Origin of the sequence: Dyella sp., from assembly GCF_035685885.1 — a bacterium.
Taxonomy (GTDB): domain Bacteria; phylum Pseudomonadota; class Gammaproteobacteria; order Xanthomonadales; family Rhodanobacteraceae; genus Dyella.
The window spans coordinates 1-13,795 of record NZ_DASRZX010000154.1 but is presented as its reverse complement, the minus strand read 5'-3'; the positions used below and the strand labels follow the sequence as shown (position 1 = coordinate 13,795).

Here is a 13,795-nt window from a genome sequence, read left to right as displayed (position 1 = left end):
CGCGAGCATGGGTGTCCGGCGCATCGCTAGTGCATTCAGGAACTGACGCCGACGCGGGTATGCCCATGCTGTTCGTCACCTTGCATCGCAACGTCATGACTCTGATGCCGACTAACCGCCACTGGGGTACTTCAGCAGCAGCGCCTTGAAGCGCGGGTTGTCTCGCAGCGGATCCCAGATGGGATCGAGCCGGAGCAGCGTGGTAGACATGAAGCCGCCGGACGGCATGGACATCACGCGTTCGAGCAGCGCGACCGCCTGTTCGGGCTCGCCGACGCGCACGTACAACTGTGCCTGGCATGCGAGCATATCCGCGCCGGTAAGTGCGTCCTGCGCAACCGGCATCAGGGCAACGGCGCGCTTGCCTTCGGCGATGGCTTCGGGCTTTTGACCAAGTCCGGCATAAGCGAAGGCCAGGGTGAGATGCAGGTCCGCGTCGTTCGGCCGATCGGCGAGGGCAGCGCGTGCACCCGCCGCAACCTCGGTATACGCCGCCGTCGCTTTGGCCATGTCTCCCGCCGCCTGATAGGCCCACGCCAGATACAGGCGTCGCGGCATGACAATATTGTCCGGGTCGTCCCAGTTCTCGACCTTGTCGGCCTCGGCAACCTTGATGGCCCCGGCGTAATCGCGCGCCAGCGTGCGCTCGAAATAGATGGCCATGATATTGCCGGCGTAGGCATTGCTACCCGGCGCCAGCGCCGCAAGCGCCGCGCGCAACGGTGCCGGGTCGCCCTTCCACATCAGTAGATTGAAGGCCTGCCCCACGCGCCCGCCGGCGGGATTGCGACTTATGGCGAGAGCCGCGGCATAAGCCTGGTCAGCATCGGCGTAGCGACGCAGGCTCTGATAGGTCACTGCCAGTTGGTTGAACGCAAATTCACTGTGCGGATCGAGCACGGTAGCCCTGTGAAACAGCGCGACGGCCTCGTCCCAGCGGCCCTGGCGCCGGGCGATCGCGGCGATCAGGAGTTCAACGGTCGCACTGCTGGGCAACGCCTGTCGGGCCAGCTCCAGCTGGGTGGTGGCAGCGGCGTAATCGCGATGCCCCCAGTAGTAGTACAAGCCCAGCGCGTAATGCCCCTGACCAAGATTCGGCTGCAACGCCAGGGAGCGATCGGCGGCGGCCTTCGCCTCGGCCAGTCGCGCGTTGGTGCGATCGGGGCCGAAGAAATACAGCTGCATGTGGGCACGCGCCATCGCAGCCGCGGCCAGTGCGAAGTTCGGATCCTTGGCCAGTGCTTGTTGATACAACGAGATCGCCAAAGGCAGTTCTGTCGATGACAGCGTGGGATCATCGTTGGCGCGATTGGCATGCGCGCTGGCCTGCAAGTACAAATCGTAAGCCTTGGCGTTCGACGTCGGCATCGTGTCGATTCGTGCGGTCTCGACGGACGTCAGCTTGACCTTCAGTGCCTCCGCCACGTTGTGCGCAACCTCGCCTTCCACGTTGAAAACGTTGTCCAGATCGCGCGTATAGGCTTTCGCCCAGAGATGGTTGCCGCTATTCGCATCGATCAGCTGCACGTTGACCAGCACCTGATTGCCGACCTTTTGCACCGTGCCTTCAAGCAGGGTCGCCACGCCCAATTGCCGTGCGATGGTTTTCACGTCTTCCGGATGGCTCGGGTACTTCTCTGTCGAGGTGCGCGAGATCACCTTGAGGCCGCCTATACCCACCAGTTCGGTCAGGACCATGTCCTGCATGCCGCTGGCGAAATATGCGTTGTTCTGGTCTGTACTGAGATTTTCGAATGGCAGTACCGCGATGGATTTCAGATCAGCCGTCGCCGCCGCGTCCCCGGGTTGAGGTGCCAACAGGTGTCGGCCGAACAGGACGGCGGCCACCACGAGCAGGGCCAACACAACGGCCGCGATCAGCCCCTGGAGCCGGCGTGTCTTGCCGGTCGGCAGGGAAGGGCGTGGACTCTCTTCCGCTGCAACCATTGGCGCCCCGACATCGCTGACGGGGTCTGGCGAAAACCCAGGTTTCGCGGCTGGTAGCGGCTGGCCTGCGTTCAACGCCTCCCGTGATGCGGCGGATCGCACCTGGGCATCGAGGCGGAAGCCCACGCCATGCACGGTATGCAGATACTGGTTCTCTTCACCGCTCTCGCCGAGCGCGTGGCGCAACAGCGCGATGACACGATTGAGTACGCCAGGCGTGACGTGGACGTGCCCCCATACGATGTCGAGAATCTCGTCGCGGCTCAAGACGCGGCCAGGTTCGCGTGCCAGCAGAACGAGTACGGCGAACGCCTTGCGCTCGATCCCGACCTCCTCGCCGTTGACAAACAGGCGATGGCCCAGGGTGTCGATCTCGACCGTACCGAACGCAATCCATGCGGCGGAGGGGGACTCCACAGCCATTGGCTCGACCTCGCACCGTTCAAGCTGCCGCTCAGACTACACCAAGCCTATCGCAGCCTTGGTGTGGCTAAGGTATGGAAATCGTGTTGGCTGAAACGGCTTCCAGCGCCTTCGAGGCTGGCACGGGTGTTGCCTGCCCTTGCTGGCTCTGCGAGCGCCGGCAGTGCCCGCGGTCGAAACTAGAACTTGCTGAGCGATGGGCGGCCTGGGTTTGCAATGGCCGAGCTGGCGACTGGCAACCCGATGCTTGCGGAGGCGGCGTTCAATCCGCCCAGCTGAATCGCCATCCAGAACAGGCTTGCCCGTGAAGGTGGTGCCCATCTTCACGGCTAGTACCGTGCCGCATGGGCCTTGCAAGCCAGTCTGTAACGTGTATACGCTGTATACATGGCGCGACTCACCACATCCGAACGAATCCTCCAGGCGGCTCATCGCCTGTTCGATGGCGAAGGCGCCGACGCGATCACCATGCGTCGCGTGGCGGACATGGTGGGCATCACACCCATGGCTATCTATCGTCATTTCCCCAGTCGTGAGGCGCTGTTGAAGACGCTTTCGGACGACAGCTTCAATGCGGTCGCCCGGGAATGGAAAGCGCATTCGCGAAGTCCCGATCCCATCAAGCGCCTGCTGGCGGTGGCCGAGCCGTATCTCGATTACGCGTTGGCGCATCCGCACCTATTCGATCACGCGTTCTCAGTGCGGCGCGACGACGCGCGTCGCTACCCCGAAGACTTCAAGGCTGGCCATTCGCCGACATTCAACGTCGTCGTGGATGCGGTTGCCGATGCCATGGACAAGGGCGCGCTGAAACAGGGTGACCCACACGATGTGGCGATGACGATATGGGCGCACCAGCATGGCCTGATCGCACTCTACCGGGCAGGCCGCTTCAGTTACGACGACGCGCAATTCCGCAGGTTCTACCGGCAATCACTGGGAAGGCTGATCGATGGCATCAGGGCATAAGGGTTTTCTGCCGCTGGCTTGGACGGCGGCAACGGCGTTGTCCGCATTGGGCTGGTGGTTCGGCAGCGGACTGCAACCGCAATGGTGGCTGACGTGGCTGGCTCCGCTGCCCGTGCTGTGGCTGGCATCGCGGGCTCGCGCGCTGTGGGTCGCGCTGGCGGCGCTGCTGGCGTACGCCATTGGCGGCCTCAATCAATGGTTATACATGCATCAGGTCATCCGCCTGCCTTTATCGGTCATCGTCTGCGCGACGGTGCTGCCAGGCGTTGCGTTGGCGCTGTGCGCGCTACTGTTTCGCGGCCTGCTGCTGCGCGGTCGCGTCTTGGCGGCAGTGCTTGTCGTGCCGTCCGCATGGGTGACCGTCGAATACATCGGCAGCCTCCTGTCACCGCACGGCACCTTCGGTAACATCAGCTATACGCAGATGGACAACCTGCCGATCGTGCAGGTGGCCGCCATCGCCGGCATCTGGGGCATCGGGTTTCTCCTGTGGCTGTTGCCAACCGCGATCGCTGCGCTGCTGGCTACACAGGCAACGAAGCGTGAGCGCATCCTGGTTGCGATCATTACGGTGCTCCCGATCGCTGCCGCAGTCGCCTACGGCACCTGGCGCTTGCAAGTGCCCGGCGAGACGAGCGTACGTATCGGCTTGGTGTCGCTGGAAAAGCCGATCAGGCCCGCGCTGGAAGATGCGGATGGACAAGCCCTGCAGGCGCGTTACGTCAAGACCGTCGAACACCTCGCCGGTGCGGGCGCCAAGGTCGTACTGATGCCCGAGACGTCCTTTTCGAGCCAATCGGCGACGGTGCCGGCCTTCGCTGCGCTGGCCGCGCAACATGGGGTGACGTTGGGCATTGGCATCGACGCCAGGAGCGACCCGCAAGCGGAACGCAACACGCTCGCCGTGTACCGGCCCGGTGAGGCCGCGCCGATCACCTATAGCAAGCATCACCTGATTCCCGGCCTCGAACGCCAGTACACGCCGGGCAACCATTACACCTTGCTCGACGGCGCGCCGCGCGTGGGTTTGGCCGTCTGCAAGGACATGGACTTCCACGACATCGGCCAGGCGTACGCGGCACGTCGCGTGCAATTGCTGTTGGTGCCTGCGTGGGATTTCGGCGTGGATGGCTGGCTTCACAGCCGCATGGCGATCATGCGCGGCGTGGAGAGCGGATTTGCCATCGCGCGCGTCGCCCGTTCCGGACGCTTGACGCTCAGCGATGACAGAGGACGCGTCGTGGCGGAGTCGTCCAGCGAAGACCATGACGAGACGCTGGTAGGCGATCTTTTCCTGCGCGACACCTCCACGCTCTATGGGCGCTGGGGTGACTGGTGGGCATGGCTTTGCCTGGTCGGCGCCGCGGGCTGCGTGGCGCTGTATTTTCTGCGCCGCCGCGCAATCTCCTGAGCTGCGAGGATCCTGACTCTCGATGGGGAGCCCACGTTCGTTGCGCGGGAATGGTCACTCAAATCCTGCGGAATGAATCGAGGCATTCCCTGCGGAGCGCGACGGGCCTTGTCAGCCCGTCGCGTCGATGCGCTTCAGTGATACCGCTCGATGCACATGATCAGTAAGGCGGATTGACCACCACGTATTGCACCTGGCTTCCCGAATAGCTCGGCTGATACCACGTGCTGCCGCATTGGGAGTAGGTGACACCGTTGGAAACCACCGTCTGGCAACTGGGTGGCACCGAATGGACGACCGAGCCGACCACTGCGGCTGTCACGGCCACCGTTGCCGTCACCGCTGCGGCCGTGGCCACGGGGTGGTAATCCCAGCCGTGGTGATCCCAGTCATTGTCGACATCCACGTGTACATCGCGATTGACATTGACGTTGGTGTTGCGGTTGACGTTCGTATTGCGGTTGACGTTGCGGTTTTCGTTGACGTTGCGGTTGGCACCGCCGCCGCGGTTGACGTTGCCGCCGCCCGACGGACGATTGATGGACGATCGCGAGCTGGCTCGTGGCTGCGCCGCCGCATGTCCGCCTCCGCGCGCTCCGCCGCGGGGAGCGGCTTCCAGCGCAGGCGCCATCACCAGACACAGGCTGCCGACGACAGCGGCACCACACAAGCCGAGGGCTTGGAAGAGAGTGCGGCTTTTCATGGCGATGCCTCCTTCGTCTGCGCGTCGTCCGAGATCTTGATGAGATGATCCGCCGAGGTCGGGCTGAAGGTGAATATGCTGTCGGCCAGCGAGCTTTCCGTATCCCATTGAAGGGTTGCGCTGTATTCGGGCTGGGTCGGGTCATCCAGGTTGGCAATGACCAGCTTGGCGGGCAGCATGGTCTGCCGCGAGATCCATACCTGCCAGTCCACGCCCGATTGACGCATCAGCAGGTGATCGCATTCGATCTTGCCGACGCGGGCCGGGCCGATCACCGTGGCCGACTGGATGGTGGACGTGGGCGCCTTGTCCGTTCCCCAATAAAAAAGATCAGCCAGCGGCATGTCGATGTCGTACTTCTCCTGTGCCGTGCTCACCAGCTGGGCGACCGTGGTGTTGGCCAGCGGGCGCTGCGCGTAGTAGTGCATGCGTGGCGCGTAGACCGTGAACTTCGATCCGTCGTAGTAGAAGCTACGCTGCTTGCGGTCGCTGTCCACCGAGGCAAAGAACCGGTCGGGCGAGCGCACCTTGTAGGTCACGATGCCGCCATAGGTCACCTTTTGCCCGGAATCGAGCACGTCCTCGTTGGTGACGTCCGCGGTGACCGTGAACGACTTGAGCGTGCGCAGTTTCTGGGCCATCAGCTCGATCGCGTGAATCGCCGAGGGTTCCACCGCAGGTGTATCACTCGTCGCATTCGACGCGGGCGTCGCGGGCGTCGCGGGCGTCGCGTCCTTCTGTGCCCATGCCGGTGTCGCAGCGCATGCCGCCGCCATTACCGCCAGGCACGGTAACTGCCAGTTGCGTTTCATGATGCAGCCTCCTCGGCGTTCATTGCAGTCAGGGGTCGCGAAGCAGACTTTGGAGGGAGCCTCGCGGAGAGACGGCCGCCATTCCTTCGATGCTTCCACGCCATCGAACAGGGTTGTCTGCCGCAAGGCTGTTGAACCGGTCCCGCACGATTGAAAGCGGCGTGACACCACCCTTCAATCACACCACGTCTGCAAGATCGTGGCTTCAGTGAGGTTACGGGGTCGGCCTGCGTAGAATTACTTAGTACGCGACGCCAGCACGCCGGGCTGATGTTGAGGGCCGTTTATGGATGGCCAATCGGAGTGGCAGCAGCCGAGCGCCCGACGCCGGTTCCTTGTTTATGTTGTACCGATCGGAAATGCGGGCGGGTGCCATCAGGATGGTCTGGGGAAGGCATTCAAGCAGGGCAACCCGCCCTCTGCTTTTCTCCATCTCCATCATGGCGAGTGACCATTTCCCTGCGACCGCCGGGATATATGGTTCGACGGTTCCCTGCAGCCAGAGGGGCACAAGCAACTGCGTTCCAGCGGTTGCCTTTCACTTCTTGCGGGGAAGGCATCCAGCCGGAACCGTATGCGGCCCGCCGATAGGGAGTATGGTGATCGGATTGCTCACCAACCGAGGCAGGCACCGAGTGAACGACACAGACAAGCCGTTGTCCGCGGCCACGATTCATTCCGTCTATTCCGGCAAGAAGATCTCTTCCGTGGTCGATCCGACCAAGGAATTCAAATCGACGAACCGCTTTGTGCGCGACCCCTCGCATACGGGTGAGGCGCCGCAGCAGCCCAAGGCCGGCAAGGGGCCGTTTCGCCGCTGACGGCCGGGTGTGCGTCCTTGCGCGCTCCATGACGCCAGGAATCTCGGCTCTCGGCCCCTGATGCGTGCGTGTGCCCCGCGCTAGCCCGTTTGCTGGGTGGTTGTGTCGACCCGGTGCGGATGGCGCGGGTGTCGCAAGGGCGGCCGAGATTGGGTGGGAGGAGAGACGTCCCGAGGGGGAAGGTCATCCTGCATTTGATATTTGGGCCAAGGCCAGCTACCGTTAGCGGGCTGAGTTTCAAGGGTCACCATGAATTGTGGCCCGATGCTGTAGATCGCAGTTTTACTACACCGTTGTACCCGCTTCCTCCTTGGACCAGCTTTTTCGCCGACATGTAGCCTTCGCTACGCGGCTTTATTCGTTTTTAGGAGATAAAAGATGTCCCAGGCAGAAACCGGTACCGTGAAGTGGTTCAACGATGCGAAGGGCTTCGGCTTCATCAGCCGTGACAAGGGCGGCGACGACGTGTTCGTGCACTTCCGCGCCATCCAGTCGTCAGGCTTCAAGAGCCTTGTCGAGGGTCAGAAGGTGTCCTTCACCGTGACCCAGGGCCAGAAGGGCCTGCAGGCAGAACAGGTGCAAGTGATCTAACGATCGCTGCCAGTACGGAAAAAGCCCAGCCTCGCGCTGGGCTTTTTTTTGCCTCGACCAGCCCCCGGCGCGCACATCGTGGGCGCATGCCGGGGGTGCCTCGCTACTCAGGCATCCGTGGCGGGCGGCACTTTGGCATCGGGCCCCGTCTTTGCCTCATCGCGTGATGCGGTCTTCTTGGCCAGCTTGGTGTCCTGCTTTTTCTTCTTTGCGAGTTCGCGCTGGCGCTTTTCGAAGGAATAGTTTGTCTTTGCCAATGGAGTGATTCCTGGGCTTGTGGGTGGGGCGGATGGGTGGGGTGCGTCCGCTGGCGATGTCGTGAAGCGGAAAACCTAGGCGATGGGTGCGCGCCGGACGCTGGCGATGTTGGAGGCGTCGTACTCGGTCCGAATGGCCCTGCAATAGGGGCCATTCATGACGAAGCGACGGCAAACGGCGGGCCGTGACTCATAGATGCTGCAGTTCATGCGCGTGGTATTCAACGCGACACACCAGCCGTCCTCGCCATGCGACATGACATGCAGGCCGTCAGGCGAGCGAGTGGTGAGGTGTTCGGGGATGTGGTCCTCCGGTTCCAGGATGACGGTGAGGCGACAGCAGACGGCCTCACAGGTGGAACAGTGCGCATGGCTCTTGCCGGAGTTGGCTGGCGGGATCATGGGCGAGAAGCCTCCGAGCTTGGGGTGTAGCTTAAAAGAAGTCGCGGCTCGAGGCTCGATCGGTCATCGCAACACGCCGACACCGCGTTGCGATGACATGGCGCTGGCGCGTGGTTACGCCAGCGGAGTCTCTCTGCATTCGTCAACGCCTGGCCCTTCGGCGAGGGCAGGTCAACCCAGGCGTGCTCGCAGGCTGCGGGAGCCGAGCAGTATCATCATTACCATCTCGGACATCTGGCGGATCAGCTCCGCGTCATGCTCGCGCGGCCGCTCCAGCGCATGCGTGCCCATCGCGAAGATCAGGCGCGTGATGGCCTTGGCGGCCAGCGCGGGGTCGTGCAGGGGTTGGCCGGCGGCCTCGGTCAGGCGCACCAGTTCGACCCGCAGTTCCTCCTCGAAGAAGTCGAGCTGGCGATCGACCGCCCGCCTGAAGGCGTCCGATCCGGCCGTTCCTTCCCGCAGCAGCACCTGCAGCAACCCGTCTTCGGAACGCAGCTGCGACATGAATGCTTCCACCGAGCCGCGCACGACCGCGTTGCCGCTCACCGTGTTCATGCGTGCCTGATCGACCACCTTGCGCAAGGCCTCGCCGGACAGCTCGATAAGCGCGACGGCGAGGTCGTCGATGTCGCGGAAATGGCGATAGAAGGTGTTGGGGGCGATATCCGCTTCACGCGCCACTTCGCGCAAACCAAGGCTGGACACGCTCCGGTGCGGTCCAAGCAGGCGCAAGGCCGCCATCAGCAGGTCGCCCCGGCTGGACTGGTGCTTGCGCCCCGTCTCGGGGGCGTCGATGGAAGTGATGGTCTGGGTCACGGCACAGGAGCAATGGATTGAAGGGAGGATAGCAGACACATGTCTAGACGCTCGTATATACAATTGTATATACACTTGTATATCTAGCCGTATAATCGCCCCATGGAAACTGCCATCCAACCTACCTGGCTGTCCCGCCTCAACGCAGTGTGGGCGCCCCCTACCGTTCTCGACTTCTGGCTGTCTCGCCTGAACCCGCTGTGGTCCTGGAACCAGGCGCGGGCCCGGGTGGTCGAGCGTCGCCCCGAAGCCGAGGGCGTCGCCACGCTGGTGCTGAAGCCGAACCGCCACTTTCGCGGCTTCCGCCCGGGGCAGCACGTCAATATCGGTGTCGAGATCGATGGCGTGCGCTACACGCGTTCCTATAGCGCCTCGGATATGCCGCGCGCGGATGGACGTATCCGGATCACCGTGAAAGCGGTTGAAGGCGGCAAGGTGGGTGAGCACCTGCAGACCATTCCGCTGGGCAGCGTGTTGTCACTCGGTCAGGCATTCGGGGAACTGTGCGTGCCGGAGTCCGCGCCCTGCCTGATGCTGGCTGCCGGCAGCGGCATCACGCCCATGTTGGCCCTCGTCAACGCGCAGGCGGCGACGGGATTCGCGCAGCCGGTGCGGCTGGCGTATTGGGCCCGCACACGTGCAGAGCTGGCGCAGGTCGGCGAGTTGCGGGCTCTCGCGGCAGGCCACCGGAACTTCAACGTGCACTTCGTGCTTACCGGAGAGGCCGCGCAGGCCGTTGACGAGCTGGAAGGACGGATCGAGCCGCGTCACCTGGCCGCGCTGGTGCCCGGCAACGAACCGGCCCACGTGCTCGCGTGCGGTCCGCACGGCTTCGTTGAGCGTGCCCGCGAGGTGCTGAGCGGGCATGGCCTGTCCTTCCAGGCGGAAGCCTTCAGCCCGCCGCCGCGCGTCATCGACGCGAGCGACCAGGGCCACGTGCGCGTGACGCTTCTCAAAAGCGGACGAACGTTGGACATCGCGCGGAACAAGTCGGTGCTGGAAGCACTGGAAGAGCAGGGCGTCATGCCGCGACACGGCTGCCGCATGGGCATCTGCAACACCTGCGCCTGTGGCAAGCCGAGCGGCGCCACTCGCCATCTGCACGATCGCAGCGTGCAGCACGAACCCACCCAAGCCTTGCGCCTGTGCATTCAAGCGGCGCAAAGCGATCTATCCCTGGAACTTTGAAAGCCATGTCCAAGATCAAGAGCCGTGCCCTGAGTGCAGACGAACTGCATCGCTTCGGCGAGGAACTGGATGCACTGCGTGCCCGCACACTGGCCACGCTTGGCCAGCGCGATGCCGATTACATCCGCAGGATCGTGGCCGGCGTGCGCTGGCTCGGGCTGGGCGGCCGCGTGATGCTCATGACGGGCGCCGTGCTTGGCAGCACCGTACTGCCGCTGTTGCTCTGGCCGCTATGCATCCTGGGAACGGTGTTGCTGGGGCTATCCAAGATCCTGGAGAACATGGAACTTGGCCACAACGTGATGCACGGCCAGTACGACTGGATGGGCGACCCGGCGTTGCAGGGCCGCAGCTACGAATGGGACATCGTCGGCACCAGCGACAACTGGCGCAAGACGCACAACTACAGCCACCACACCTGGACCAACGTGCGCGGGATGGATGACGACATCGGCTACGGCCTGTTGCGCATCTTTCCCGAACAGCGCTGGAAGCCCTTCTATCTGTTGCAGCCGCTGGTGGCGGTGGTGTTCGCGCTGCTGTTCGAGTGGGGCGTCGCCCTGCAGGATCTTCGCCTCGGCCGTTGGTTCGCAGGGAAGATGAAGGGACGCACCCTCTGGAAGATGACCACGCCGGTGGCCAAGAAGGCCGGCAAACAGGTGTTGAAGGACTACCTGGTGTTCCCGCTGCTGGCGGGGCCGTACTTCCTGCCGGTTCTGCTGGGCAACGTCGTGGCGAACGTGATCCGCAATATCTGGACCTACGTGATCATCTTCTGCGGCCACTTCACCGCCGATGCCGAAGTGTTCCCGAAGGAAAGCGTGCGCAATGAAACGCGAGGCCATTGGTACCTGCGCCAGTTGCGTGGTTCGTCCAATCTCACTGGCGGCCGCGTGATCGATCTGTGGAGCGGCAACCTGAGCCGCCAGATCGAACATCATTTCTATCCCGACATCCCGGCAAACCGCTACGCGGCGATGGCGGTGGAAGTTCGCGCCATCTGCTCACGCTACGGCCAGCATTACAACACCGGCTCCCTGCCGAAGCAGTTCGGCACGGTGGTGTGGCGAATCCTGCGCCATGCGTTTCCCAGCAAGCCCGGACCGGCGCGACCGCTGATGGCTGCGGGTTAGCCAGGGGCGAACCGCTCGTCCTGGGTGTTTTTACAGATAGAGCGCGGTGCACTGAGCGACATTGCATGGGCCGCGTTCGAGTCGAAGCGCATCATCAAGAGCGCAAGCAATGCGCCTCACCGTGTACCGGACATGCTCCTGGCGCCGACGCGCTTCGATAACCAGCCAACAGTAGTCGCGTCGCCGGTTTCGACCGCATACTGCGGCCTCCTTGGCATTGGTCCGGAGTTTCCATGCGTCGTCGCGACTTTCTCGTTGGGGCTGTAGCCGCCACTGCTGCGGCATCCGCTCTCGTGCTGCCCGGCCGTCCGGCGCAGGCCTCTCCTGCCGCGACCAACGGGCTGGCCGGATTGACCTCCATGACCGGCGGCGCCAAGCCGATTTCGGTGGAGGAGCGCCTGGCGCGGATCGCCAGGCTGCAGCGGTTGATGGTCGATCAGAAGATCGGCGCCTTGATCCTGGAGTCGGGCTCGAGCCTGGACTACTTCACCGGTATCCAGTGGCATCGCTCGGAGCGTACGACGGCCGCCGTGATTCCTGCGCGGGGCGACATCGTCGTGGTGACTCCGGCCTTCGAAGAGCCCTCGATCCGCGAGACCTTGGCGGTGGGCGGCGATGTGCGGCCCTGGAACGAGCATGAGAGTCCGTTCGCCCGTCTCGTTGGCGCGCTTCGCGATCGCGGCGTTACCTCTGGCCCGATTGCCTTTGAAGCCACCACGCGTTTGTTCATTGTCGATGGCGTGCGCGAGGCAAGCGCCGGCGCCTACCAGGTGGTTTCCGGTGACGCCCTGGTCAAGGCCGTTCGGCTGATCAAGTCCCCGGCCGAACTCGCGCTGATGCAAGTCGCCAATGACGTCACGCTGGCGGCGCTGCGCTACGTCCATGGCAACGTCCATGCCGGCATGCGCCCGGGCGAGATCGCCGACATGATGAATGCCGCCACCATGGCCCTGGGTGGCGCGCCGGAGTTCGCGTTGGTGTTGATCAACGAGGCCAGTGCTTATCCGCACGGCTCGCACCAGCCGCAAACCTTGCATGAAGGTTCGGTCATCCTGATGGACGTGGGCTGCGCCGTGCATGGCTATCAATCGGATATCTCGCGCACCTGGGTGATGGGCCAGCCGACCGCGAAACAGCGAAAGGTGTGGAACACCGTCAAGCGTGGCCAGGAGATTGCGTTGGCGACCGCCAAGCTGGGCACCCCGGTGGGCGCGATCGACGATGCCGTGCGTGCTTATTACGAAAAGGAAGGCTGGGGCCCCGGCTACCACTTGCCGGGCCTTCCCCATCGCACCGGCCACGGCATCGGCCTGGATGGCCACGAGCCGCCCTACCTCGTTCACGGCGACACCACGCCGCTGGCGCCCGGCATGTGTTTTTCCGACGAGCCGGGACTCTACATTCCCGGCGAATTCGGCATCCGGCTGGAAGACTGCTGGCACATGACCGAGACTGGCCCGAAGCTTTTCACCGAGCTGGCCAAGTCGATCGAAGATCCGATTTGATTTGTTTTTGCGAGGGGGCGAAAAAAGGCAGTCGTGTCCCCTTTCTCCCTCTCGATCGGTCGACCCGACGTTGCGCCCGCAAAGGGCGCTGCGTTGAAATCCCAGGGAGGTTGCCCTACCGCGTGACCCACTGCGCGCGCCAGGACGGAGCTTCAAACGGATCGGCGAAGTACTGGGTTTCACGCGACACTTTTCCGTCGCGAAATTCCATGAGGCTCACGGTGTAAGTCGGTTTGCTCCCGTAGGTGATCATGTACTCGGTCACCCAGAGGTTGTCCTTCCCCACGATGCGTCGGACCTCAAACCCCGACGGTTTGTCCGGATGATGGCTTCGCAGCGCCTGGAGGTTGTGTCGGCCGTGAATGATCTCGCCCGACTGCGGGTACTCGCATACCGCGTCGTCAAGATAGATCTCATGCTCGGCGACTAGATCACCTGCAGCGGATGCCACCCAATGTCGATCGATGGCCGTCCGGATATCTTGTGTTTCCATCGTGTATCTCCACTTTTGCCTGCGGTGCTTGCAGTGCCGACGTGCGTTAATCAGCCGCGTCAGGCCGTGTTTGATTCCAAAATCCGTCTGGACGGCTGAATAGGTTGTGCTCTAGGACGCGAGCGAACAAGTGCTTGCGCCTGACCGCTTCCGATCTTCGACTTACGCCGGTGTTTTCGCGATGGGCCCGAGCACCAGCGTTTGCCGACCCGCCATCACCGCCTGACCCGAAGCGAACGCCGTTGGCTGCATTCCCTTGACACCGCCGGCGCGTCGCCCGAACACTCGCGCAAACGTGTCGAGTCAGGGGGGCTCATGGCAAGG

14 protein-coding genes are annotated in these 13,795 nt (G+C 63.3%); 7 read left to right on the top strand and 7 right to left on the bottom strand.

The genetic code is table 11. The annotated features are described in order from the left end of the window. Window positions 1-111 precede the first annotated feature (111 nt). Window positions 112-2,370 (bottom strand): winged helix-turn-helix domain-containing protein, encoded by a 2,259-nt coding sequence (locus VFG49_RS17595; RefSeq protein WP_324862964.1) that lies wholly within the window; start codon window positions 2,368-2,370, stop codon window positions 112-114. Between the two features lie 387 nt (window positions 2,371-2,757). Here VFG49_RS17595 and VFG49_RS17590 point away from each other — a divergent pair, with 387 nt between their 5' ends. Both VFG49_RS17590 and VFG49_RS17585 read left to right on the top strand, forming a co-directional pair. Beyond that, complete coding sequence (locus tag VFG49_RS17590; protein ID WP_324862962.1) at window positions 2,758-3,339, top strand: TetR/AcrR family transcriptional regulator; 582 nt, start codon at window positions 2,758-2,760, stop codon at window positions 3,337-3,339. Next, window positions 3,323-4,750 (top strand): nitrilase-related carbon-nitrogen hydrolase, encoded by a 1,428-nt coding sequence (locus tag VFG49_RS17585; RefSeq protein WP_324862960.1) that lies wholly within the window; start codon window positions 3,323-3,325, stop codon window positions 4,748-4,750. The genes VFG49_RS17590 and VFG49_RS17585 overlap by 17 nt, the downstream gene beginning before the upstream one ends. Window positions 4,751-4,910: 160 nt before the next feature. Here the strand turns inward: VFG49_RS17585 and VFG49_RS17580 are convergent, their stop codons facing one another. Together VFG49_RS17580 and VFG49_RS17575 are read right to left on the bottom strand one after the other, a co-directional pair. After that, window positions 4,911-5,453, bottom strand: coding sequence for a hypothetical protein (locus tag VFG49_RS17580; RefSeq protein ID WP_324862958.1), 543 nt, complete (start codon window positions 5,451-5,453; stop codon window positions 4,911-4,913). Further along, the gene (locus tag VFG49_RS17575; RefSeq protein WP_324862956.1) at window positions 5,450-6,265 is read right to left on the bottom strand and encodes a DUF2092 domain-containing protein; all 816 of its coding nucleotides are present in this window, start codon (window positions 6,263-6,265) and stop codon (window positions 5,450-5,452) included. Before VFG49_RS17575 ends, VFG49_RS17580 begins: the two co-directional genes overlap by 4 nt. 635 nt (window positions 6,266-6,900) lie before the next feature. On the opposite strand from VFG49_RS17575, the gene VFG49_RS17570 reads away from it, so the two are divergent. Both VFG49_RS17570 and VFG49_RS17565 read left to right on the top strand, forming a co-directional pair. Further along, on the top strand, window positions 6,901-7,086 hold the full coding sequence (locus VFG49_RS17570; RefSeq protein WP_324862954.1) for a hypothetical protein: 186 nt from the start codon (window positions 6,901-6,903) through the stop codon (window positions 7,084-7,086). Window positions 7,087-7,464: 378 nt separating this feature from the next. Beyond that, complete coding sequence (locus VFG49_RS17565; RefSeq protein WP_324862952.1) at window positions 7,465-7,677, top strand: cold-shock protein; 213 nt, start codon at window positions 7,465-7,467, stop codon at window positions 7,675-7,677. A 107-nt stretch (window positions 7,678-7,784) separates the two neighbouring features. Here the strand turns inward: VFG49_RS17565 and VFG49_RS17560 are convergent, their stop codons facing one another. From VFG49_RS17560 to VFG49_RS17550, 3 genes are all read right to left on the bottom strand, one after another. Then, window positions 7,785-7,934 carry a hypothetical protein gene (locus VFG49_RS17560; protein WP_324862950.1) on the bottom strand — a complete coding sequence of 50 codons (150 nt, stop codon included), beginning with the start codon at window positions 7,932-7,934 and terminating at the stop codon, window positions 7,785-7,787. Between the two features lie 75 nt (window positions 7,935-8,009). Beyond that, entirely contained in the window at window positions 8,010-8,336 is a 327-nt protein-coding gene (locus VFG49_RS17555; RefSeq protein ID WP_324862948.1) for a YkgJ family cysteine cluster protein, read from the bottom strand. Between the two features lie 171 nt (window positions 8,337-8,507). After that, window positions 8,508-9,140: a TetR family transcriptional regulator gene (locus VFG49_RS17550; protein ID WP_414649176.1), complete on the bottom strand. Its 633-nt coding sequence runs from the start codon at window positions 9,138-9,140 to the stop codon at window positions 8,508-8,510. 114 nt (window positions 9,141-9,254) lie between these two features. On the opposite strand from VFG49_RS17550, the gene VFG49_RS17545 reads away from it, so the two are divergent. The 3 genes from VFG49_RS17545 to VFG49_RS17535 all read left to right on the top strand — a co-directional run bounded on the left by VFG49_RS17545 (window position 9,255) and on the right by VFG49_RS17535 (window position 12,978). Further along, the gene (locus tag VFG49_RS17545; RefSeq protein WP_324862944.1) at window positions 9,255-10,340 is read left to right on the top strand and encodes a ferredoxin reductase; all 1,086 of its coding nucleotides are present in this window, start codon (window positions 9,255-9,257) and stop codon (window positions 10,338-10,340) included. Between the two features lie 5 nt (window positions 10,341-10,345). Beyond that, window positions 10,346-11,473, top strand: a complete 1,128-nt coding sequence (locus VFG49_RS17540) for an acyl-CoA desaturase (RefSeq protein WP_324862942.1) — start codon at window positions 10,346-10,348, stop codon at window positions 11,471-11,473. A gap of 233 nt (window positions 11,474-11,706) precedes the next feature. Next, window positions 11,707-12,978, top strand: coding sequence for a Xaa-Pro peptidase family protein (locus VFG49_RS17535; protein WP_324862940.1), 1,272 nt, complete (start codon window positions 11,707-11,709; stop codon window positions 12,976-12,978). A 115-nt stretch (window positions 12,979-13,093) separates the two neighbouring features. Here VFG49_RS17535 and VFG49_RS17530 read toward each other — a convergent pair whose 3' ends face one another. Further along, window positions 13,094-13,471 carry a nuclear transport factor 2 family protein gene (locus VFG49_RS17530; protein WP_324862939.1) on the bottom strand — a complete coding sequence of 126 codons (378 nt, stop codon included), beginning with the start codon at window positions 13,469-13,471 and terminating at the stop codon, window positions 13,094-13,096. Window positions 13,472-13,795: the final 324 nt, after the last annotated feature.